At 70.9% G+C, this 22,235-nt stretch carries 19 protein-coding genes, 2 tRNA genes, 1 other RNA gene and 1 pseudogene; 11 read left to right on the top strand and 12 right to left on the bottom strand.

The genetic code is table 11. From position 1 onward, the window contains the following. Window positions 1-22: 22 nt before the first annotated feature. From BC793_RS52840 to ffs, 3 genes and pseudogenes are all read right to left on the bottom strand, one after another. On the bottom strand, window positions 23-556 hold the full coding sequence (locus tag BC793_RS52840) for a pentapeptide repeat-containing protein (RefSeq protein WP_428839527.1): 534 nt from the start codon (window positions 554-556) through the stop codon (window positions 23-25). 1,429 nt (window positions 557-1,985) lie between these two features. After that, window positions 1,986-3,611, bottom strand: a pseudogene (locus BC793_RS52835) (DNA polymerase III subunit gamma and tau); the annotation flags it as partial. Window positions 3,612-3,693: 82 nt separating this feature from the next. Then, an RNA gene (gene ffs / locus BC793_RS21345) (signal recognition particle sRNA small type) lies at window positions 3,694-3,789 on the bottom strand. Between the two features lie 85 nt (window positions 3,790-3,874). Here ffs and BC793_RS21340 point away from each other — a divergent pair. From BC793_RS21340 to BC793_RS21330, 3 genes are all read left to right on the top strand, one after another. After that, window positions 3,875-3,962, top strand: a tRNA-Ser gene (locus BC793_RS21340). Between the two features lie 190 nt (window positions 3,963-4,152). Further along, a complete protein-coding gene (locus BC793_RS21335) occupies window positions 4,153-4,359 on the top strand; it encodes an antitoxin (RefSeq protein WP_109594916.1) in 207 nt (68 codons plus the stop codon). A 14-nt stretch (window positions 4,360-4,373) separates the two neighbouring features. Next, window positions 4,374-4,727, top strand: a complete 354-nt coding sequence (locus BC793_RS21330) for a type II toxin-antitoxin system PemK/MazF family toxin (RefSeq protein ID WP_203896327.1) — start codon at window positions 4,374-4,376, stop codon at window positions 4,725-4,727. Window positions 4,728-5,140: 413 nt separating this feature from the next. Here BC793_RS21330 and BC793_RS21325 read toward each other — a convergent pair whose 3' ends face one another. The 4 genes from BC793_RS21325 to BC793_RS21310 all read right to left on the bottom strand — a co-directional run bounded on the left by BC793_RS21325 (window position 5,141) and on the right by BC793_RS21310 (window position 8,865). Next, on the bottom strand, window positions 5,141-7,618 hold the full coding sequence (locus tag BC793_RS21325; protein WP_146246380.1) for a hypothetical protein: 2,478 nt from the start codon (window positions 7,616-7,618) through the stop codon (window positions 5,141-5,143). A gap of 80 nt (window positions 7,619-7,698) precedes the next feature. Further along, window positions 7,699-8,040, bottom strand: coding sequence for an STAS domain-containing protein (locus BC793_RS21320; protein ID WP_109594910.1), 342 nt, complete (start codon window positions 8,038-8,040; stop codon window positions 7,699-7,701). Window positions 8,041-8,222: 182 nt separating this feature from the next. Further along, complete coding sequence (locus BC793_RS21315) at window positions 8,223-8,432, bottom strand: hypothetical protein (protein WP_092551478.1); 210 nt, start codon at window positions 8,430-8,432, stop codon at window positions 8,223-8,225. Between the two features lie 343 nt (window positions 8,433-8,775). Next, window positions 8,776-8,865: transfer RNA gene (locus tag BC793_RS21310), tRNA-Ser, on the bottom strand. A 116-nt stretch (window positions 8,866-8,981) separates the two neighbouring features. On the opposite strand from BC793_RS21310, the gene deoD reads away from it, so the two are divergent. Beyond that, window positions 8,982-9,695 carry a purine-nucleoside phosphorylase gene (gene deoD, locus BC793_RS21305; protein ID WP_109594908.1) on the top strand — a complete coding sequence of 238 codons (714 nt, stop codon included), beginning with the start codon at window positions 8,982-8,984 and terminating at the stop codon, window positions 9,693-9,695. Window positions 9,696-9,964: 269 nt separating this feature from the next. Here the strand turns inward: deoD and BC793_RS21300 are convergent, their stop codons facing one another. From BC793_RS21300 to BC793_RS21290, 3 genes are all read right to left on the bottom strand, one after another. Next, window positions 9,965-10,411: a nucleoside deaminase gene (locus BC793_RS21300; RefSeq protein WP_275416226.1), complete on the bottom strand. Its 447-nt coding sequence runs from the start codon at window positions 10,409-10,411 to the stop codon at window positions 9,965-9,967. Next, window positions 10,408-10,911, bottom strand: a complete 504-nt coding sequence (locus BC793_RS21295) for a tRNA adenosine deaminase-associated protein (protein WP_109595245.1) — start codon at window positions 10,909-10,911, stop codon at window positions 10,408-10,410. Before BC793_RS21295 ends, BC793_RS21300 begins: the two co-directional genes overlap by 4 nt. Window positions 10,912-11,274: 363 nt before the next feature. After that, window positions 11,275-11,673 (bottom strand): hypothetical protein, encoded by a 399-nt coding sequence (locus tag BC793_RS21290; protein WP_109594906.1) that lies wholly within the window; start codon window positions 11,671-11,673, stop codon window positions 11,275-11,277. 84 nt (window positions 11,674-11,757) lie between these two features. Between BC793_RS21290 and BC793_RS21285 the strand changes: the two genes are divergently transcribed. From BC793_RS21285 to BC793_RS21275, 3 genes are read left to right on the top strand one after another with little or no spacing between them, the layout of a single operon-like run. Next, a complete protein-coding gene (locus BC793_RS21285) occupies window positions 11,758-12,516 on the top strand; it encodes a M23 family metallopeptidase (RefSeq protein WP_109594904.1) in 759 nt (252 codons plus the stop codon). Between the two features lie 10 nt (window positions 12,517-12,526). Continuing rightward, window positions 12,527-13,471, top strand: coding sequence for a prephenate dehydrogenase (locus tag BC793_RS21280; RefSeq protein ID WP_109594902.1), 945 nt, complete (start codon window positions 12,527-12,529; stop codon window positions 13,469-13,471). Window positions 13,472-13,511: 40 nt separating this feature from the next. After that, a complete protein-coding gene (locus tag BC793_RS21275) occupies window positions 13,512-14,084 on the top strand; it encodes a DinB family protein (RefSeq protein ID WP_109594900.1) in 573 nt (190 codons plus the stop codon). Here BC793_RS21275 and mtnA read toward each other — a convergent pair. Then, a complete protein-coding gene (mtnA, locus tag BC793_RS21270; RefSeq protein ID WP_109594899.1) occupies window positions 14,081-15,043 on the bottom strand; it encodes an S-methyl-5-thioribose-1-phosphate isomerase in 963 nt (320 codons plus the stop codon). The genes BC793_RS21275 and mtnA overlap by 4 nt on opposite strands. Before the next feature lies 1 nt (window position 15,044). After that, window positions 15,045-16,892 (bottom strand): M48 family metallopeptidase, encoded by a 1,848-nt coding sequence (locus BC793_RS21265; protein WP_109594897.1) that lies wholly within the window; start codon window positions 16,890-16,892, stop codon window positions 15,045-15,047. A 96-nt stretch (window positions 16,893-16,988) separates the two neighbouring features. On the opposite strand from BC793_RS21265, the gene BC793_RS21260 reads away from it, so the two are divergent. The 4 genes from BC793_RS21260 to BC793_RS21245 all read left to right on the top strand — a co-directional run bounded on the left by BC793_RS21260 (window position 16,989) and on the right by BC793_RS21245 (window position 22,234). After that, window positions 16,989-17,942 (top strand): DUF4034 domain-containing protein, encoded by a 954-nt coding sequence (locus BC793_RS21260; protein ID WP_109594895.1) that lies wholly within the window; start codon window positions 16,989-16,991, stop codon window positions 17,940-17,942. A 16-nt stretch (window positions 17,943-17,958) separates the two neighbouring features. Further along, complete coding sequence (locus tag BC793_RS21255) at window positions 17,959-19,020, top strand: PHP domain-containing protein (RefSeq protein WP_109594893.1); 1,062 nt, start codon at window positions 17,959-17,961, stop codon at window positions 19,018-19,020. Between the two features lie 21 nt (window positions 19,021-19,041). After that, a complete protein-coding gene (locus BC793_RS21250) occupies window positions 19,042-20,712 on the top strand; it encodes a DUF885 domain-containing protein (protein WP_109594891.1) in 1,671 nt (556 codons plus the stop codon). Between the two features lie 493 nt (window positions 20,713-21,205). Then, on the top strand, window positions 21,206-22,234 hold the full coding sequence (locus tag BC793_RS21245) for a hypothetical protein (RefSeq protein ID WP_146246379.1): 1,029 nt from the start codon (window positions 21,206-21,208) through the stop codon (window positions 22,232-22,234). Window position 22,235: the final 1 nt, after the last annotated feature.

Below are 22,235 nucleotides of genomic sequence, written 5' to 3'. Positions count from 1 at the left end.
TGCCGCGCGGTCTTCTCGTCGATCACGTCGTCGAGCGGCTCGTCCCCCGGGTCGAAACCCTCGTAGGCGGTGGGCGGGCCGTCATACTCCGGGTCGTAGGGCGCCTCCTCGACCGGCGGGGCGTCCGACCAGGAGCGTGCCGCACCACCTCCGGCCGCCACGGCCGGGCGGTTCGGCGCCGCGCGACCCGCCGGAGGCGCGGCCCCGCCACTGCGGGCGTTGGCCAATGCGGCCCGCGCGGCCGCCGCGCCACTGGAACCCTCGACTCCGGTACGCGCAGCCGCCCGGGCCGCCTCCATCGCAGCCGACCTGGCCGGCGCGGCAGCGCTCCGTGGTGCCGCAGCACTATGTGATGCCTGTGGTACCGCCGCCGGTGCCGCAGCACTCCGTGGCGCCGCCGCCGCTGCCGGTGCCGCCGCACCCGGCGAAACCGCGCCTTGGTGAGTAGCGCCCGGTGGAACCGCGCCTTGATGAGTAGCGCCCGGTGAAACCGCGCCTTGGTGAGTAGCGCTCTGCGGAGCAGCCGGAACTGCCGCCCCGCCGAATGCCGAGCCACCGCCGAGCCCGCCACCACCGGAAACCGGCGCCGCCGGTCCACCCCGCGTCACCGCAGAGGCCGGACCTGCTCCGGCGACAGACGCGCCCGCTCCCGGCCGGGCAGGCTCGGGCCAACTCTCCGCCGAGGCATCCCCCGGCGCCCGGGCCGTGGCACCGGTCGCATTCGCCGCTGCCGAACCGGGCCGCACAGGCTCGGGCCATGCGGTATCCGCATCGGCGGCTGCCGCCCCACCGGGCCGAGCCGGCTCCGGCCACCCGGAATCGTCACTCGGTGCCGCCACGGACCTCGCGCCACCCGGGCGCGCCGGTTCGGGCCAGCCGGTATCCGCATCGGCCGAGGCGCCGCCACCCGGACGGGCCGGCTCCGGCCAGCCGGAACCGCCACCCTCAGTCGCAGGCGTGGAGCCCGGCCGAGACGCCTCCGGCCGAGACGCCTCCGGCCGAGACGCCTCCGGTCGAGACGCCTCCGGCCGCGCCGGTGCCGGCCGGTCGACGGCGTTGGGGTTTGCCGGGACGGCGGGAGATGCCGCCGCCGGCCAATCCTCGTCGGCGTCCGCGGCCGGGGGCCGCTGCGGCCGGGACGGGCGTGACTCGGTGCGGCCCGTGTTGCGTTCCGGCGCCGACGCGGCGGCGGCTGCTTGCGGGGCCGGGCGTTCGGAACCACCGGACGGGCGACGACCCGCCGGCTGGTCACGGCCGTCGGCTCGCGACGGTCCCCGGGCCGGACCGGCCTCGCCGACCTCACAACGGATCCGCCACTCGCCGCCCGGAGACTTACGGAACTCGGTGGCGATCGCCTCGCGCCAGTTCAGGAACCGATCCACGAGCGCCTGGGTCGGCGCGGCGAACACGACGGTGTCACCCTCGACGTCGCGGATGCCGATGCCGTACTCCTGCATGGCCCGCACCTTCGGCTGCTGCTGACCGAGGGTGTGCCACGCGGCGCGAACCCGCTCCGATCGCTCGTCGACCGGCTCGCCGCTGTCACCGCCGTCACCGCCGGTCGCCCCGGCCCCCAGGTGGTCTTCCGGCTGCACGCCGGCGGCGGGACAGCTCTCCGTCTGCCCGCTGGCAGCGGGACGGCTCTCCGTCTGCCCGCTGGCAGCGGGACGGCTCTCCGTCTGCCCGCGAGTGGCAGACCGGCTCTCCGGCTGAGCGTTTGCCGCGGGAGGGCTCTCCAGCTGCGGTGAGGGCGGCGCGTCGTGGGCCGGTTCGTCGTCCCAGGGCGGCTCCTCGTCGTAGTCGCCGGAGTCGACCGGGTCGGGATGACCGCCGTCAGCGACCTGGTTCCAGTCCGGTTCGCCGTGCCCACCGGGTTCGCCGGCCGTCGAAGGCACCCCCGGAGCCATCACCGGACCGGACGGTGCCGCGGGACCCGCGGACGGCACGGTCCCAGCGGTGGACGGCACAGTCCCAGCGGCACCGGCAGCGGGCGAATCCGGCTCCGCAGCAACGGACGGAGCGGAGCTTCCCGGCGCACCGGCGTGAATCGGGCCGGTCGTAGCCGAGGAGGTCGGACCCGCCCCGGCTGCCGCCGGGCTGGTCGGGGCCGGGCTGGTCGGAGCCGAGGCGGTCGGAGCCGAGGAGTTCGTGGTCGGGGCGGCTGGTGAAACCGGCCGCGCGGACCCACCGCCGGCCGGACGACCGGAACCGGAGCCGGCCGCCGCCCGGGCAGCGGCGGCAGCAGCCATGGCGGCCGCCTTCCCACCGCCCCCGACCCCGCCACTGCCCTGGGAACCGCCACCACCGCTGTGCGAACCGCCACCGGCGTCACCGACAGAACCGCCAACACCGTGAGAACCCACACCCGCAGAACCGCCGCCATCCCCGGCGGCACTGTCGGCACCGGCCGTCGGGCGGGGCGCCGCGACACCGGTGTCCGCAGCGGGGCGCTCAGCTCGTACCCCCGAACGCTCCAATCTCTCCAGGCGCTGGAGCAAGGCGGAAGCGTCCGCGCCCGGCAGCAGCATGCGGGCGGTGACCAGCTCGAGCAGCAGGCGCGGCGCGGTCGTGCCGCGCATCTCGACCAGGCCGTTGTGCAGGATGTCCGCGCAGCGGGAGAGCGTGGCCGCGCCGAGCCGGGCGGCCTGCCCGGCCATCATCTCCAGCTGGTCGGCGGGGCCGTCGATCAGGCCTTTGGCGACCGCGTCCGGCACCTGCTGGAGGATGATCAGGTCACGGAAGCGTTCGAGCAGGTCGGACGCGAAGCGGCGGGGCTCGTGCCCGGCTTCGGCGACGCGGTCGATGGTGGCGTAGGCGGCGGCACCGTCACCGGTGGCGATGGCGTCGCACATCTCGTCGATGAGGGTGACGTCGGTGACGCCGAGAAGGCCGACGGCACGGGCGTAGGTGACACCCTCCGACCCGGAGCCGGCGATCAGCTGGTCGAGGATCGACAGACTGTCCCGGGCGCTGCCCCCGCCGGCCCGCACGACCAGCGGAAGCACCGACGGCTCGACGGTGACGCCCTCGGCGTCGGTGAGCTGCTGAAGGTACGGCCGGAGCACCGCGGGCGGGATCAACCGGAAGGGATAGTGGTGGGTCCGCGAGCGGATGGTGCCGAGAACCTTGTCGGGCTCGGTGGTGGCGAAGATGAACTTCACATAGTCCGGCGGCTCCTCGACGAGCTTGAGCAGCGCATTGAAGCCGGCCGACGAGACCATGTGGGCCTCGTCGATCACATAGATCTTGAAGCGGCTGCTGGCCGGTGCGAAGAACGCCTTCTCCCGCAGCTCACGGGCGTCGTCGACACCACCGTGGCTGGCCGCGTCGATCTCGATGACGTCGATCGAGCCGGTACCGTCGTTGGCCAGCGACTTGCAGGACTGGCACACCCCGCACGGGTCGGGGGTGGGGCCCTGCTCACAGTTGAGCGAGCGGGCCAGGATCCGGGCGCTGGACGTCTTGCCGCAGCCACGTGGACCCGAGAAGAGATAGGCGTGGTTGAGACGCCCGCTGCGCAGCGCCTGCGACAGCGGCTCGGTGACGTGCTCCTGGCCGATGACCTCGGCGAAGGTGCGCGGCCGGTACTTGCGATAGAGGGCGAGTGCCACTCCTGCCACCTCCTGAACGACCGCGTCATTCTCCGTCGGGGGTCCGACAAGAACAAACGACGTGCCCCGGAAGTGACCGGAAAGCAAGGACCCCCCGTGCACCCGCCAGAGCCCGCTTATCCTTGCTGCCTTCCGGCCCTGGGGAGGTTCACAGGATGACGCCGCACGAGGGGCTGACCAAGAGCCTACCTGGCCGCCCCCAGCCGCGCACGGACCCCCTCCCCGCGGGCGAGCCCACCGAAAGAGTCTGTATTCTGGCGCACGGAGGATTCGCCTAGAGGCCTAGGGCGCACGCTTGGAAAGCGTGTTGGGGGAAACCCCTCACGAGTTCGAATCTCGTATCCTCCGCCAGCTTCACCAGCGGAAACATGCAAGGCCGGACCCAGCGGGTCCGGCCTTCTTGCTGTGGCCGCTTCGACCGGCGTTTGCCGGCCGCTAGATGACCCCGCAGACTCACTCCAACTTGCCCGCCCTACCGGGATCGGGGCCATCGTGCCACCAGCGGTAGCACCCAAGGTACTACCGCTGGTAGGATCCGAACATGAAGATTAGTGTCAGCCTTCCCGAAGAGGATGTCAGGTTCCTCGATGAGCAGGGCGCGAATCGCTCCGCGACCCTCCATGAGGCTGTCACTCTCCTTCGCGACCGGCGACTGGCCGACCAGTACGCAGAGGCGTTCAGTGAGTGGAACGACTCCCCCGACTCGGCTCTGTGGGACACCACGACTGCCGACGGCCTCGCCTCGTGAGGTGGGGCGACATCGTGCGAGTCGATCTGAACCCGGCTACCGGGAGCGAGGCGAACAAGGTCAGGCCCGCGGTCATCGTCAGCAATGACGGTGCCAACCGTGCCGCAGAACGGTTCGGACGCGGCGTCATCACGGTCGCACCGATCACGTCCAATGTCACCAAGGTCTATCCATTTCAAGTGCTGATCGCGTCTGATCAGATCGGTACAGGCCTCACCGCCGAATCCAAGATCCAGATCGAACAGATTCGCGCCGTCGACGTGGCACGCGTCAGCCGGCACCTGGGGCGGCTTCCCACCACCTTGCAGGAGCCACTCCGCGAAGCTCTGGCGCTGCATCTAGGATTGCGAACCGGTCGATCTACCTAGGTCGACGGCGTCAGCCCGTCTCGGTCTCCGTCTCGTTCGGGCTCGACCGCTGATGACCGGAGACATCCGGTTGCCCCACCTCAGCCCTTGAGACGTGCAGGTATGGAAGCGGACGGACGGAGAGACACAGAATTGGAAAGCGTGTTGGGGGAAACCCCTCACGAGTTCGAATCTCGTATCCTCCGCCAGCCTGAACAGGGCAGACGTTGAAGGCCGGACCCCAGGGTCCGGCCTTCACCCGTTGTGCCCCGCGTATCAACGGCCGGTGAGGTGGGTCTATCCTCGGTCCTGAAAACAGTGCGGGCGAGGGCCGGCTCCCGATCGGAGCCGGCCCTCGCCTCTTTCGTTCCGGAGAGCTACTTCCGTTCCGGCGAACTACTCCCGGTCCGGCGAACCACTCCCGGTCTGAAGAGCTACTTCTTGATCTTGACGGTGCCGCTTGTCGCACGGCCGTAGTAGTGACCGGTCCGCTGGGCGACCACGGTCACGGTCAGCTTCCTACCGGCCCACGCCTTCTTCAGCTTTGCCGACGCCGACGTGGCCACCAGCTTGCCGTTGACGCGCCACTCGTACCGATAGGACGTCGCCCCGGGCGACCACACGCCGACCGAGGCCTTGACACTCTTCCCCACCCTGGCCGTCCCGGTGATCTTCGGCCGGGCGGTCGCCCTGGGCGCCGCGCCGTATCCGACGGTCACCCCAGCCGACGACACCGGCGTGTCAGCCCGATGGGCACGCCTGGCGGTCACGGTCACCGTGAGCCGTTTCCCGCGGAGGGCGGCGGGGATGACGTACGCCGCCCCGGTCGCTCCCTTGATCGCCACCCCACCGGCAGCCCACTGGTAGCCGTACGAGCCGGGTGCCGGGCTCCACGTGCCTTGCGCGACCCGGACCGTCGCGCCGACCCGGGCGGTGCCGCTGACCGACGGCGCCCGGACGACGCCGAGCCGGGCGGCCCGCACGGTGACTCCGCCGGCGAGCGTGACGGTGACCGGCCGGAGCCCGGAGGTGGCGACGACGTCCCAGGCGCCGGGTGCCACGCCGGTGACGTCGGCCCGCACGGTGACACTGGCACCGCCGGTGCCGACGGTCAGCACCTGCGCCTGGATCGGTGACGCGCCGGCCCGGGTGAGCTGGATCCGGTCGGAGGAGCCGAACCCGGTACCGGTCAGCACGACGGTGGCGGCTCTGTCGTTCGGCAGGGCGGCCGGTGACACCGAGCCGAGGTGGTAGGCCGGGGTGTCGTCGGTGCGGGTCATCCGGTAGGTCGAGCCGACGGCGGCCACCCGCAGCATGACCGTGTAGTCCTCGGCGGCGGCGAGCCGGCAGCGGACGACCCGCTCCGCGTAGACCTGGCCGGCCGTGAACGGCTGGCCGCAGACGACGGCACCGGCCGCGTCGAGCACGTTCAGGGCGGCACCGGCGGTTCCGGCCGTCCGGGTGAAGGCGAGCGTGGTGAGGGCGCCGGTCCCGGTCACGGTGTAGCAGGCGGCGATCCGGTCGGCGGTGGTGGTCACGGTGGCGCCGTCGGTTCCGGCCGGCAGGACCGGGCAGCCGGTGTCCCGGTCGATCCGCTGGGCGGCCAGCCCGTAGGCGGCGGTGTGGTCACCGTCCACGGCGCCCCGGACCGGGGCGAGCAGCAGCCGGTACGGGGCCGGCCCGCTCAGGGTGCAGGCGGCCGTACCGCAGTCGACGACCGCGCCGGTCGCGTCGATCAGCCGGGCGCTGGGCTCGGGGCCGTCGGTCCGGGGCGGCCGGATCAGGCTGACCACGGCGCCGGCCGGGCTGGGCAGGGCGAGGCAGTGGGTCTGGCCCGGTCCGCTGAACGCCGCCCGGTGCGCGCCGGTGGTCAGGCCCTGGTCGCTGACCGGTTCGCAGCCGGCCGCGGTGACCGGCACGAAGACGGTGCGGAACTGCTCGTCCCAGCGGTTCCAGGCCGCCCGGGCGACAAGCGTGTGGGTGCCGGCCCGGAGGTCGCAGATCTCAGCCGCGATGCAGATCCGGGTGCCGTCGGGGGCGTACAGGTCGTGGCTCTGCTTGGCGTAGTCGGTTCCGACCGCACCCACCAGGTAGCGGCCGGCGGCCGGCACGTGGAGCGCCCGGCAGCGGATGCCTCCGGCCACCGGGCCCGGCACCGTGCCGAACCGGGCCGGCTCGACGACCGGGCAGCCGACCGGAGCGGTGAGGCCGCCGATCCGGACCGTGATCGGTGCGGTGCCGGCCGCTTCGCTCAGGATCCGGTACGGACCGGCCCCCGGGAGCACACAGCCGTCCTCGGGCACGAAGTACTGCGGCCGGCCGCAGACCGGGTCGGCGGCCGCGTCGGCGAACCAGTGGCGGTCGCCGGTGGAGGCGACGACGACCCGCTCGCCCGGGGTCGTGGTGATCGGCTGACAGAGGATCTCCACACCGGTCGCCGGTTGGAAGGTGACGTCCGGGGTGGCCCAGGACGTGCCGACCGCGGGCGCGCAGCCGTCGGCGGAGTTCAGCCGGATCAGGGCGGCCGTGTAGGCGGACGGCGCGTCGAAGTGGTCCGGGCTGCTCAGGTTCAGCGTGTAGGTGCCGGCGGACGGCAGGTCACACTCGACGGGGACGGTGGTGCTCTCGCAGGTGTAGCCGCCGGGGCCGGTGAGCGCCCAGGCGATCTGGGAGATCGTCGTGGACTCGACCAACCGGACCACGTGGGCACCGGCCGCCGCGTCGATGGTGCGGCAGGCGGTCGTACCCGGTGTCAGCTCGCCCTGTGCCAGTTGGGCGGCGGCGAGGTCACCGAACGAACCCACAGCCAGCGTGCCGCATCCGGCGGCCAGCGCCGGTGCGGCGGGCCCGGTGACCGGCAGGCCCAGAAGGAACAGCAGGCCGCCCAACAGGGCGGCACCCCGACGTCTCACGATGACCCCCGCCCGACATGGATCTTGGCAGGGGAGGTTATCAATGACTCGGGCGTACGTGGTGACGGCCCCGTATCGATCTAGATCCGGGCGGCCGCTATCGCGTCGTCGACCTCGGGAAAGATGGCGAAGTAGCGGCTCAGCCCGACCGTTTCCAGGAGTTGCGCCAGGAACGGGTCGGCACCGGCGAAGCTCAGCCAGCCGCCGCGCGAGGCGATCACCTGCTTGCTGACGATGAAGGCGCTGAGTCCGATCGAGTCGCAGAACTTGAGGGCGGTCAGGTCGACCACGATGCGGGGCACCGGCCTCTCCAGGAGGCCGGCCAGGGTGGCATGCAACTGACCGGCGGTGTCGGCGTCGAGTTCGCCGCGGAGGTGCAGCACTGCGACTTCGGCCCGGTGGTCGGTGACTGTTGCGTGCATGATGATCGGCTTCCTACCCGTGCGATGGAGATTCAGCCTAGATCCCGACCATCTCCGCACATCGGACAGCACGTGTGTCAGACAAAGCGAACGGGCCGGACCCACTGGGGGTCCGGCCCGTTCGAGGCTGGCCGGGGTCGGTCAAGCATTTGCGGCGCAGCCGGGGGGCTCCTGGCGCGACCTCAGAGTTCGCGCCACCGCCAGCGTGGACCACGCCACGCGTCGGCCAGGATCATCGCTGATGCCTTGCCGGGGCACTGCTGCACCTTCGACTTGCCCTCGGGGCCGCCCATCTGGGCCTCGACCTCCCATTGCGCGCCGTCGGTGCGGACGTAGACGTCCCGGCGCGCGAGCCGGACGTCGCCATTCCACCAGTGATGCTCAACTCTCACATGACAAATCTAGGACAGACATCGAAGAATCTGCGTAGGCGGTTCTGTGAGAGTTTCTCGACGCCCGGTCGGAACCACATTGTCTGATCCGGTGTATTTGGCTCGCGTGACTTGCGCAACACCCTACGTATTAGGGCCGTCCGCACTCAACTACATACCGTAATTCCTAGCCGTGAGCTGGGACGAAACACCACCGTTACATCCGTGGCGCTGATCATGGAGAACAACCGAACGGACGAGTCTCCACTCCGGCGCTCGGTGGACCCGGCCGACGGGCACGGACAGTAACAGCCCGCAGGGCAGAAAACCAGAGAGCCCGATCCGGGGGATCGGGCTCTCTGTATGGCGGTGGCGGCGGGATTTGAACCCGCGGAGGGCGTAAACCCTCACACGCTTTCGAGGCGTGCTCCTTAGGCCACTCGGACACACCACCGGGAAGTACGTTACCGGACGCCGCAACGGCTTTGCCGCGGGGTCACCCATAACCCAGCGCGACCGCGCTGACCTGGCAAGATCGACGCTCTGGCAACAGAAAAACGGAGGATTGAGATGAGCGTGCACATCGGCGGCAAGCCGGGCGACATCGCCGAGCGGGTGCTACTGCCCGGTGACCCGATGCGGGCGAAGTGGATCGCCGAGACGTTCCTGGAGGACGCGGTCTGCTACACCCAGGTCCGCGGGATGCTCGGCTTCACCGGCACCTGGCAGGGCGTGCGGGTCTCGGTGCAGGGTTCCGGCATGGGCATGCCGTCGGCCTCCATCTACACCCACGAGCTGATCAACGAGTACGGCGTGAAGTCGGTGATCCGGATCGGCTCCTGCGGCGCCCTCGCCATGGACCTGAACCTGGGCGACGTGATCGCCGCGATCGGCTCGGCGACCGATTCCAACATGAACCGGACCCGCTTCGACGGTCTCGTCGACTACGCGCCGGTCGCCGACTTCGGCCTGCTGCGCACCGCGGTCGACGCCGCCGAGGCGCTGGGCACCCCGATCCGGGTCGGCCCGATCCTGGCCGCCGACGCCTTCTACACCGACCGCCCCGACCTGTACGACAGCCTCGCCGACTACGGCGTGCTCGCGGTCGAGATGGAGTCCGCGGCCATCTACACGATCGCCGCCCGCTACAAGGCCAAGGCCCTGACCATCCTCACCGTCAGCGACCACATCAAGCGCGGCGAGGCGATGGATTCCGCCCAGCGCGAGCAGGGCTTCAGCAACATGGTCAAAATCGGCCTGAACACGGCGATCGCCGACGCCTGACCGCGTCGACGGTGGGCCAGGAGCCTCCTCTTGTACGAGCCACCCCGCCCACCACCGCCCTACACCGCCCCGTGGCGGCCACGCGACGTGGCTGCCCACTCCGGCCCGCACCGCGACCGCCGGGCGTATGCGACGGTCACCGGCTGTTTCCCACCGCTGTCTCACCCGCCCCGAAACAGCGGTGGGAACCAGCCGGCCCTTCGCGGCTGGACGTCACCGCTGTCTCGGCTGTGCTGAGGCAGCGGTGGGGGCCAGCTGAGGGGGAACGTCTACCGGAAGAAGTCGCGCATCAGGGTGGCGCATTCGGCTTCGAGCACTCCGGCGTAGACGTCGGGGCGGTGGTTGAGGCGGGTGTCGCGGACCACGTCCCAGAGGGAGCCGACCGCGCCCGTCTTCGGTTCCCAGGCGCCGAAGACCAGCGTCGAGATCCGGGCCAGAACCAGTGCGCCGGCACACATGGTGCACGGCTCCAGGGTGACCACGAGGGTGCAGCCGGCCAGCCGCCATTCGCCGATCCGGGCCGCGGCCCGGCGGATCGCCAGTATCTCGGCGTGGCCGGTCGGGTCCCCGCTCAGTTCACGTTCGTTCCCGGCGGCGGCCAGCTCGGTGCCGTCGGGCCCGAGGATGATCGCCCCGACCGGGACGTCCTCGGGTGAGGTGGACGCGACGGCGAGTGCCCGTCGCATCCACTCCTCATGCTGCACACGGCGTATCACGCCTCGCGCAGCTCCTCCATCTCGTCGCCACACCCGATCTTCTGGCAGATCTCGGCGGTGACGTCGGACGGCAGCATCCCCTCCCTACCGCAGAGGGCGAGCAGCCGCTGGGCGTTGAGCCCCAGATCGCCGAGCAGGTCGGCGTCACCGACCGGGTCGGCGTCCGGGTCGGCCGGCTTGTCCTCGTCGTCCTCCACGGCCAGGTCGTCCAGCCCGAGGGCCGGGGTCTCGATCTCGCCGAGCAGCACGGAACCGATCCGCGACTCCTCGGCGAAGCCCGAGTCCGAGCCGAACACCCGCAGGTCCTCGCCCTCGTCCAGGCGCAGGATGGCGAGGTACTCGTCGTCGCTCTCGACGAACAACAGCGCGAGGTCGGCGTCCGGCTCGGTGTCCCGGAGCGCGTCCACCACCTCGTCGATGTCGGCCAGGACCGCAAGGTCCAGCTCCGACGCCGTCCAACCGTTCTTGCTGCGGGCGACGGCGGCAGCGAAAATCGACACGATCTCCCCCAACACGACTCTTAACTCTCAGCGCCTGACGGTAGCGGGTGCGAGGGCGGGCGCATCGCGCCACGCCTTGACGAAACCGAAGTCAGTTCACCGGGCGGCGGCGATTCGCGATCAACTCGCGGATCCGGAGACCACGCAGACGAGGCGACGGTATCGAATCACGTGTCGATTTCGCCTGGGCCAGAGCGGCCAGCAGCTCTAGGCGGCGACGGCTGCGATCAGGGTCCAGCCGTGGTGGCGAGGGGGCCATGCGACCGAGAGTGCGTCAGCCGCGCGGCGTTCGTCAAGAGTCGATGAGCATGTCGGCAGACCCACTGCTCAGGGCTACCGAAAGGGCACGTCCGGTGGCGGAAATCACCACAGCGGCCAGTCCAGGGTGACGGTCCAGTGGAGGGTGACGAAGAACATCGCGATGGACAGGGCGACCCCGCTGGCCACGGCCACACCGACCGCCACACCCCGGTCGCCGAGGAGCGCCAGGACCACGGCGACGGCCCAGGCGACGAGGGCCGCGCCGATGGTCCACCACGCGTACGACCCCAGACCGCTCCCGAGACTGCCGAACAGCACGAACCACACCGTTGTGGCAGCCAGACCGCTGAGCACCGGCCCGGCCGAGACGGGGTAGGGCTCCCGGTAGACCGGCCGCGGCGGCAGCCCGGTGAACATCGGTGAGGGCGGCAGATCACGGGGTGGCAGATAGCCCGGCGGCGGTGGTGCGGCCGCGGGCCAGGAAACCTGACGGTCTGCCATCTCGTTCCTCCTCTGCACACCTGCCCTGCCAGCCTAGCCATCGGCAGGTCTGCACGATCCCCGGTCTTCTGCCAGGATGGCGCGGTGCGCCTACTCCGTACCCTCTCCGGTCTGACGATCGCGGCCGTGTGCCTCGCCGGCTGCGGTGGCGCCGGTGGGTCGTCCTCGCCGGCCGCGACCCCGAAGTTCGTGGATCCGGCCGCGCAGGCGTCGAGCGCCGGGCCGGCCGGGACGAGCGCCGCTCCGGAGGTGTCCGCGCCGGCGAGCGCGAGCCCGAGCGCGCCGGTCAAGGCGAAGCCGAAACCGAGCGCGGCCGCCACCACGAAGCCGGCGTCGGTGAAGTATGTGTTCCCGGTCGACGCGTCGAACGTGGACTGGAGCAACACGCACTCGAAATACCCGGCGACCGACCTCTTCGTCGATTGCGGCGAGCGGTTCGTGGCCACCACGAGCGGCACGGTGCTGGAGCTCAGCCTCACCGACCGGTATGTGGAGGGCAACCCGGACGGCCCGAACAACGGCGGGCTGTCGGTGGCGATCGAGGGTGACGACGGCGTCCGCTACTACGGCTCGCACCTGAGCAGGATCCAGTCCGGTATCAAGGCCGGGGTCCGGGTCAAGGCGGGGCAGCTGCTCGGCCTGACCGGTAAGACCGGCAACTCCAGCGGCGTCTGCCACGTGCACTACGGCATCTCGCCGCCGTGCGCGAAGACCGGCGACTGGAAGGTGCGGCGCGGGGTCGTCTGGCCGTACACCTATCTCGCGTCGTGGCGTAAGGGTGGTCAGAAGAGCCCGGTCGCCACGGTCACCGCCTGGGCGAAGGAGAACGACTGCAAGGCCTAGAGTCGTCGGAGTGCGGATAACGGTCATCGGGCTGGGACTGATCGGCGGATCGTTGCTGCGGGCGCTTGCGAAGGCCGGGCACGAGGTGGTGGGCTTCGACGCCGACCCGGCCACCCGTGAGCTGGCCGGGGAGAGCGGGTTCCGGGTCGCCGGTTCGGTTCGCGAGGCGGTGGCCGGCAGTGCGGTGGCGGCTCTGGCCGTACCGCTGCCGATTCTGCCGGAAGTGGTCGCCGACCTGGACGGATTCGACGGCCTGGTGACCGATGTGACGTCGGTGAAGGGTCCCGTCCGGGACCTGTTGGCGGGCCGCCGGTTCGTCGGCGGACATCCGATGGCCGGTAAGGAGACGTCCGGTTTCGCGGCGTCCGAGGCCGGGTTGTTCGAGGGTTGTGCCTGGGTGTTGTGCCTGGAGCCGCACGGGACCGACCTCGGCGACTGGCTGCTGCTGGCCGGATTGTTCACCGGGCTGGGCGCGCGGGTGGTCCCGGTGACCGCGGCCGAGCACGACACCGCCGTGGCGCAGATCAGTCACGTGCCGCACCTGTTCGCCGCCGTCCTGGCCCGGCAACTGCTGGCGAATCCGCTGGCCGGAACGCTGGCGGCCGGATCCTTCCGGGACGGCACCCGGGTGGCCGCGACCCGCCCGGAGCTGATCGCGGCGATGTGCGGCGGCAACGGGAGTGCGGTGCGGTCGGAGTTGCACCGGCTCATCGGTGAGCTGCGACAACTGGAGGCCGATCTCGAGCTTCCCGATCCGATCGGCGCGATCACCGACCACCTGCGCCCGGCGTCCGAGGCACGCCGTGCCTGGCCGGCGGCCCCAGGCCGGCCGGAGCCGGTCGCGGCGGACGTCCAGGCACTGTTGGCCCTGGGCCGATCGGGTGGATGGGTGACCGCGGTGAATGGCACGGAGCTTGTCGGAAAGCGGCCAGAAACTGACCGCTTTTCTCCCTAGCGTTAGGGGTGTCCACGACACCAGCCGCAGGGAGTCTCCGATGCCCGGTCAGGTCCGCCCCGTCACCGACGAGCAGGACGGTCTGCTCGCCTACCTCGCCCAGATGCGTTACGTGCTGAAGCTGACCGCGTTCGGGCTGACCCCGGAGCAGCTGCGGGCCACCCCGAGTGCCAGCGCCCTCAGCGTCGCCGGCCTGATCAAGCACTGCGCCTCCACCGAGGAGGGCTGGATGGCGACGGTACGCGGCGAGCAGCAGCCGATGGACTACGGCGCCTACGAGCGCAACTTCGTGCTGGCCGAGGACGAGACCGTCGAGGACCTGTTCGCGATGTACGAGCGGGTGGCCGAGGCGACGGAGAAGACCGTCCGGGACATCGCGGACCTCGACCACCGGGTGCCGATCGACCACTCGGTGCCGTGGAACCCGCAGGAGTACGACTTCTGGTCGCTGCGCTGGGTCCTGCTGCACCTGATCCAGGAGACCGCGCGGCACACCGGGCACGCGGACGTCATCCGGGAGACGGTCGACGGCGCCACGGCGTACCCGCTGATGGCGGCCGCCGAAGGCTGGCCGGAGTCCCCGTGGATGACGCCCTGGAAGCCCGCGGCCTAGGGTTTCTCGCCCCGGTCCACCCGGATCACCCGGCGGTCCGTGACGATGGCGGTGACCAGGTCGAACGGCGTGATGTCGAAGGCCAGGTTCACCGCCTCGCCCCAGGCGGTGACCTCGGCCGCGCCGCGGTCCTCGATCTCCACGTGCGCGCCGGACGGGGTGTCGTGGTCGACGGTGGACTCCGGTGCGACCACCACGAACGGGATGCCGGCCCGCCGCGCGCCGAGGGCGTGCGAGTACGTCCCGATCTTGTTGATCACGTCGCCGTTGGCGCAGATCCGGTCGGCGCCGAGGATCACCGCGTCCACCTCTCCACGGGCCATCAGGAACGGCCCGGCCGAGTCGACGGCGACCCGGTGCTCGATGCCCCAGCGGGTCAGCTCCCACGAGGTGAGCCGGGCGCCCTGAAGCAGCGGCCGGGTCTCGCTGGCGATCACGCCGGCCAGCCGGCCCCGCTGATGCAGCTCGCCGACCACGCCGAGGGCGGTGCCGACGGTCACCGCGGCGAGCGCGCCGGTGTTGCAGTGGGTGAGCAGGCGGGGCGGGGCCCCGCACAGCTCGTCGACCAGGTCGGCGCCGAGCCGGGCCATCGCCGCCGAGGCGGCGATCTCCTCGTCCCGCACGGCGCACGCCTCGGCGAGGACGGCCTCCGGCCCGCGCGGGATCAGGGCGGCGGCCCGTTGCGCGCCGCGGGCCAGATTGACCGCCGTCGGGCGCGCGGTCTCCACCTTCTGTACGGCCACCGCGAGCGCCGCCGGATCGTCGACGTGGATCCGGGCCGCCAGCGCGACGCCGAAGGCACCGGCCACCCCCAGCGCCGGCGCGCCGCGCACCGCCAGCGACTGGATCGCCGCGATCAGCTCTCCCACGGTGTGCAGCCGCAGCACCCGTTCCTCACCCGGCAGCGCCGTCTGATCGATGATCTCCACGGCGCCGTTGACCCAGTCGATGGTCCGCAAGCTATCCCGCCCGTTCGTTGATCCGGTTCAGCACGGTTTCCAGTGTGTCGCGGCTCTTGCCGAGTTGGTCGCTCGCCCACCGCTCCTTGATGGATACCGTGACACCGCCGTGCAGGTCCAGTTCCGCGTTGATCGGGACGGCCTTGGTGATCCGGGTTCCGGTCACCTCCTCGTATGGGACGAACCGGTAGTGCTGGGCCAGGACGGCCGGGTCGTTGTTGGACAGCAGCTCGTGCAGCCGCTTCTCGCCCTCGCTGCTGCTCTTCGGCGCCGGGACGAACAGGAAGCCGCGGTCCAGCAGGATCAGGTCGTGCTCCTGGTCGTCGACCCGCATGTTGGCCATCGCGCCGATGACGTCGGAGCCGCTAGCCGTGGCCCGGGTCTCGACGACCCGGGCCGCCTCGACGTGGATGCCGATGTCGGCGAGCCGCTGCCGGGCCTCGCCGACGGTCTCCGGGGAGACGGCCAGCTTGGCGATCTCGGCGTAGTCGACCGGCCGGCCGTGCCCATCGATCAGCCGGGCCGGTGCGGCCCAGGAGTGCTGCCAGTGGGCCGCGCCGGAGCGCACCGCGGCGAGGGTGATCAGGTCGTCCATCGGGTCGGCGAACGCGGCGGCCGCCTCGTCACGGCCGGCGTCCGGGTAGAACTCGGCGGCCAGCTCGCCGAGCCGGCCGCTCGCGACCAGCTCGAAGATCTCGGCCAGGCCGGCCTCCGGGACGCCGAGACGCCGGGCGGCCGAACGGAACACCCGGTCGGCGCGGCGCTGCTGCACCGCGATGATCGAGGCGGCGGTGAAGTCGGACCAGGGCAGCACGGTTCGCGGGCCGAAGTCGACGACGGCGGCCTGGAGGGCGAGGCCGGCACCGTCGAGCTGCGGCAGCAGGGACGAGGCCGCACGCCGGTCGGGTGCGTGCCGCGTCGGCGGCAGGGCCCGCATGGCCTCGATCCGGACACCGATCGCCGGGTGGGTGTCCCAGCGGGAGGTCTCGGTGTCCGGCTCCTCGTCGCGCAGCCGGGCCAGTTCCTCGGTACGGGCCGCGTAGAGCTGCCCGAACCCGCCGAAGATGTCGTCCGGGGCGTACCCGTGCTCCCAGCCGTAGGCGACGTACCGTCCGAAGTAGAGGTCCCAGGCCGCGGCGACGACCGGCAGCTCCCGCATGGCGCTGACCGCCGCGTCGACGCCGGCCACCCGGACCGACACCTGGTCGGCCTCGAACTCCTGCCGCCGGGTCACCGCGTTGCTGACCAGCAGGTAGAGCCGGCCGTAGCCCTTGAACACCCAGCCGAACACGTTCCATCTACCGACCCGGCCGAGGGTCTCGTGCATGGCGACCCGGCCGCGGTAGGCGACCGCGGAGAGCCGGGTGTGCGAGCCGGAGTAGTGGCCGAGCTCGTGCGCGAGCACCGACCGCAGCTGGTCCACGGTGAAGGTCTGGAGCAGCGGCATGCCGAGGTAGAGCCGCCGGGTGCCACCGATCAGCCCGAGCGCCTTGGTGTCCTCGCTGACGGCGGCGTTGACCTCGGGGACCAGGCGGATCTCGTCGGGTGGCCGGGTGCCGGCCTCGGCGGCCATCTCGCGGACCGTCCGCCACAGGTCGGGCGCCTGCTCGGGGTGGAGGAGCAGGCCCTCGGGCTCGCCCGGCTGCGCGCGGATCGCCTTCCACAGGCCGACGAGCACCGCGCCGACGGCGGCGAGCAGCAGCCAGCTCAGTTTGGCCGCGCCCGCACCCTGGAAGTGCGTCCAGATCTCGTAGAGCAGCCAGCCGACCAGAGCCAGCTGGAGGAGGCCGAGCAGATAGAACCCGACCAGCATGGCCACCGATACGGTGGCGCGTAGCGCGGTTGACATGACCTTTGGTTTCCTCCCCGTGTGGCCGCCCGATCGGACGGCCGTCGGAAGGTACCGATCTCGATATCCGCTGGGCAAGACCAATAGGATCACCACATGTGGCCGTTCTCCCGGGTACCGGACATCGACCCGACGCACGGTGACCCGCGGGCCCGGGCGCTGATCACCGCGATGAGCACACAGGACCGGGAGACCATCCGGGGGGTGTTCGCCTCGCTGCCCGACCCGGACGGGCGGGCCTACCTGATGGAGTTCGCCAGTGAGGTCCCCGGTGTGCAGGACTGGATCGGCCGATGGGTCGCCGACGAGCCCGGGTCGACGCTGCCGCTGCTGATCCAGGGCTGCCACGCGGTCTCCTGGGCGTGGGCGGCACGCGGTTCGGCGTACGCCGAGAAGACGTCGACGGAACAGTTCGCCGGTTTCTTCGAGCGGCTCGCGTTCGCCGAGAAGTGCCTGACCGAGGTCACCGAACGGGACCCGGCCGACACCACGGCGTGGACCTGGCTGACCACCGCGGCACGCGGGTCGCAGGTCGGGCGGGACGAGGCGGCGGCCCGGTTCAACGCGGTCGTCAAGCATGCGCCGGAGCATCTGATCGCCCACGAGCAGCGGCTTCAGTTCCTCTGCGACAAGTGGTTCGGCAGCCACGCCGAGATGTTCGCGTTCGCGCGGGAGGCCCTCGCCCGGTCGACGCCGGGCGGGCTGCTGCCGACCCTGATGGTCGACGCCCACCTGGAGTACTGGCTGCGCCTGCCCGCCGGTGAGGACGAGGCGCACATCCGGGGCGCGGAGGCCCGCCGGGACCTGGTCGTCGCGGCGCAGCACTCGGTGCTGAACGCGGCTTTCCGGCCGGTCTTCGGCTGGCCGGCGCGGGCCAACGGTCTGGCCATGATGCTGTTCCTGGCCGGCGAGTTCGGCTGGGCGGCCCGCGTCTTCGATCTGATCGGCGACCACGTCACGACGTTCCCGTGGCACTACATCACGGAGAGCGGCAACGAGGCGAAGAGATTCGTCGCGGCCCGCAAGGATGCGTACGCCTTCGGCCGCTGACCCCTAGGCTGGCGGCATGCCCTCGTCTCGTGATCCGGTCGCCGACCTGCGGCGTATCGCGTTCCTGTTGGAGCGGGCCAACGAGGCGACCTACCGGGTGCGCGCGTTCCGGTCGGCGGCCGCCGCGGTCGCGAAGACCCCGCACGACGAGCTGGTCGCCCGTGCCGAGGCCGGCACCCTGGCGAAACTCGCCGGCGTCGGCGAGGTCACGGCCCGCTGCGTGACCGAGTCGCTGGCCGGTGAGGAGCCGGTCTATCTGCGCCGGATCGCCGCGACCGAGGGCACCGACCTGCCGGCCGCGGCCGCCGAGCTGCGGGCGGCGCTGCGCGGCGACTGTCACGTGCACTCCGACTGGTCCGACGGCGGGTCGCCGATCGAGGAGATGGCGCTGGCCGCGGCCGACCTCGGGCACGAGTATTTCGTGCTGACCGACCACTCGCCACGGCTCACCGTGGCCCGGGGGCTGACCGCCGACCGGTTGCGCAGGCAGCTCGACCACGTGGACCGGCTCAACGCGGCCCTGCCCGACGGTTTCCGCATCCTCACCGGCATCGAGGTGGACATCCTCGAGGACGGCGGGCTGGATCAGGAGGACGAGCTGCTGGCCCGGCTCGATCTGGTGGTCGGCTCGGTGCACAGCAAATTGCGCGACGACGCGGCGCGGATGACCCGGCGGATGGTGACCGCGATCGCCAATCCGCATCTGGACGTGCTCGGGCACATGACCGGGCGCAAGGTGGCGGCGGCCGGCGAGGGCGACGCCGCGCACCGCAAGGCACGCACCCGGCCGCCGAGCGACTTCGACCTGGACCGGGTGATCGCGGCCGTTCTGGAGCACGGCAAGGCCATCGAGATCAACTCGCGCCCGGACCGGCTCGATCCACCGAAGCGGATGCTCACCGTGGCCCGCGAGGCCGGCTGCCTGTTCAGCATCGACACCGACGCGCACGCGCCGGGCCAGCTGGACTGGCTGGATTTCGGGTGCGAGCGGGCCGCGCTCTGCGGTGTCCCGGCCGAGCGGATCGTGAACACGTGGACCGCCGAGGGCCTCACCCGGTGGACCGCGTCACACCGGTGACGTCCCGTAGGGTCGGCACCTGTGGGACGAATTGACGAACTCGCGAACCGCTACGTCGACGAGTGGGCGGCACTGAACCCGACGGGTGCCACCGCGGCCGGCATAACCGGCTACGACGACAAGACCGACGACCTCTCACCGGAGGGCTTCGCGGCGCAGGCCGACCTGATCCGCCGGACCGTCGTCGAGCTCGACGTGATCGAGCCCGAACACGAGTCCGAGCAGGTCGCCAAGGACGCCATGATGGAGCGCCTCGGGCTTCAGCTCGCCCAGTACGACGCGGGCTACGTCAGCACCGACGTCAGCGTCATCACCAGCGGGCTGCACGAGCTGCGCATGGTGTTCGACGTGATGCCGACCGAGGGCGAGGAGGCCGTCGCCAACATCACCGCCCGGCTGAAGGCGTTCCCCCGCGCGCTCGATCAGTACCGGCGGACCCTGCTGGAGGGTGCCGCCGACGGCCGGGTCAGCGCCCGCAAGCAGCTGCTGGCCGTGGCCGAGCAGTGCGAGGCCTGGACCGACCCGGCCCGCGACGACTTCTTCCACTCCCTCACCGGGCGGCTGCAGGCCTCCGGCGCCCTCGCCACCGAGCTGCGGCGCGGCGCCGAGACGGCCACCGCCGCGACCGCCGCGTTCGGTGCCTTCCTGCGCGACGAGCTGGCTCCGCTGGGCCGGGACAAGGAGGCGGCCGGCCTGGAGCGGTACACGCTGGCCTCGCAGTACTTCCTCGGCGCCAAGGTGGACCTCCAGGAGACGTACCTCTGGGGCTTCGCCGAGCTGGACCGCCTGGAGCGGGAGATGCGTGCGGTGTCGGCGCGGATCGCCGGTCCCGGCGCGTCGATCGACGAGGCGGTGGCCACGCTGGACGCCGATCCGGCTCGGACGATCGACGGCAAGGAGGCGTTCCGGGACTGGATGCAGGCGCTCTCCGACCGGGCCATCACCGAGCTGAACGGCACGCATTTCGACATCGAGCCGCCGGCCCGCAAGCTGGAGTGCCGTCTCACCCCGACCAGTGACGGCGGCATCTACTACACCGGCCCCAGTGAGGACTTCTCCCGGCCGGGCCGGATGTGGTGGGCCGTGCCGGAGACGCAGCAGCAGTTCTCCACATGGCGTGAGGTGACCACCGTTTACCACGAGGGTGTGCCGGGCCATCATCTCCAGATCAGCCAGACTCTGCTGCGGGCCGATTCGCTGAACCGGTGGCAGCGGCTGCTCTGCTGGTCGTCCGGGCACGGCGAGGGCTGGGCGCTGTACGCCGAACGCCTGATGGACGAACTCGGCTACCTGGGTGATCCGGGTGACCGGCTGGGCATGCTCGACGGCCAGTCGCTGCGGGCGGCCCGGGTGATCGTCGACATCGGCATGCACCTCGAGCTGGAGATTCCGCGCGACAATCCGTTCGGTTTCCACCCGGGTGAGCGATGGACACCGGAGCTGGGCTGGGAGTTCCTCCGGGCGCACTGCCGCATGCAGGAGGAGGTGCTCCGCTTCGAGTGGAAGCGCTACCTCGGGTGGCCGGGCCAGGCGCCGGCGTACAAGGTCGGCGAGCGGATCTGGCTGCAGGCCCGCGACGAGGCAAAGGCTCGCAAAGGAAGTGATTTCGACCTCAAGGCCTTCCACCGCGACGCCCTGAACCTCGGCTCGCTCGGCCTCGATCCGCTTCGTAAGGCACTGGCCAGGATTTGAGTCATTCGGGTCTCTCCGTACCGAAACCGGTCGGAGGGGCCCGCTTTTCTGTATCGGCTCGACTACTGTGCGTTGACTAATTCCGCAGAGCAATCACGCAGGCACGATCAGTGAATGCAAAGTCGCCGAGACGTAACAAATCCGAAGTAGAACTCATATTCACGTCTCGCCAGGGCGGCGGATACGATCTCCCGCGGCACCCCTTCCTTGGCCCGAAAACCGCGTGGACTGCAGCGTGGCCGCTCGTACAGCGAAGTCGGGAGTGCCGCGTATCCCCCGATCAGCCGAGCGAACTCTGACCCTTGGAAAGGGGTTTTCTGAGGATTTCTCGGATAGATTGACCCGGATCGGTGCGCCCGCATGGCTACTCTCCGTAGCCCCCCACTGGCCCATCGCGTGTGCATGGCGGAGGACTAAAGCAATGTCAGTCTCGGTGAACAGCCGGCGATCCCGTTTACGCTCCGCCCTCGCGGTGGTGCTGACGGTGCTTGTCGTGCTGCCGACCGCAGTCCTGTTTCTGCGCGTCCTGAACGAGAACAAAACTCAGCGGGACGAGACGGCCCTCAAGCAGAAGGGCATCGAGTATCTCGCCGAGCTTGCGCCGCTGATCAGCGCGCTCGCCGAGTCGCAGTCCTCGTCACTCCAGGGTGTCACCCAGGAGCCGGCCGCGCTGACCGCCGCCGTCGCGCGCGTGCAGGGCGTCGACGCGACCCTCGGCGGCGAGCTCGACACCACGAGTCGCTGGTCGGGGCTCAAGGAGAAGATCGGCCGGCTGCCCGGCGTCACCGGCACCGCCGGGGACGTCTACGAGGCGCACGTCGAGGTCGGTGACCTCGCGCTGGAGCTCTACGGCGCGGTCCGCGAGAACTCGAAGCTCAACCAGGACGCGCAGAGCGACATCTGGTTCCTCCAGGAGACCGTCACGGTCAACATGCCGGAGGCGGTCACCCACGTCAGCCGGATGGGCGACCTGGCGAACATGCTGGCCGCCGCCAAGAACAACCAGCGTGCCCCGCTGCAGGTCCAGTTCGGCGCCGAGGTCCTGGCCGTCGAGGAGAGCGTCGCGGAGCTGACCGACAATCTCCAGGCCGCCGCCGAGGACACCGACAGCTCGACCCTCGCCAGCAACACGGTCAACAACCTGGACTCGTTCCGCCGTGGTGTCGAGGCCGCCAACCGTGGCGCCAACATCGGGCAGGCCCCGGACGTCTCCATCCTGGTGACCGCGCAGAGCACCCTGACCAACGCGCTCAAGGCGCTGGCGACGGTCCTCCTCAAGGAGATGTCGACGCTGCTCGACGAGCGCATCGACGAACTCGACTACCGCCGCGCCGAGGCCTGGGTCATGCTCGTCGTCTCGATCGTGCTGCTGACCGTCGCCGCCTTCTGGACCCGCGTCCGCACCGTCCGGGCCGGCCGCGAGACGGCCTCCGAGAGCGGTCGCGACGTGTCGGTCCAGGGTGACAACCCGCCCGGCTTCGCCGGGGGCGGCTTCGGCGGCCAGCCGGCCTGGGAGCGATAAA

Source organism: Actinoplanes xinjiangensis, assembly GCF_003148685.1.
Lineage (GTDB): Bacteria > Actinomycetota > Actinomycetes > Mycobacteriales > Micromonosporaceae > Actinoplanes > Actinoplanes xinjiangensis.
Note: the sequence above shows the minus strand (reverse complement) of the source record. Positions and strands in the feature narration are given on the sequence as shown.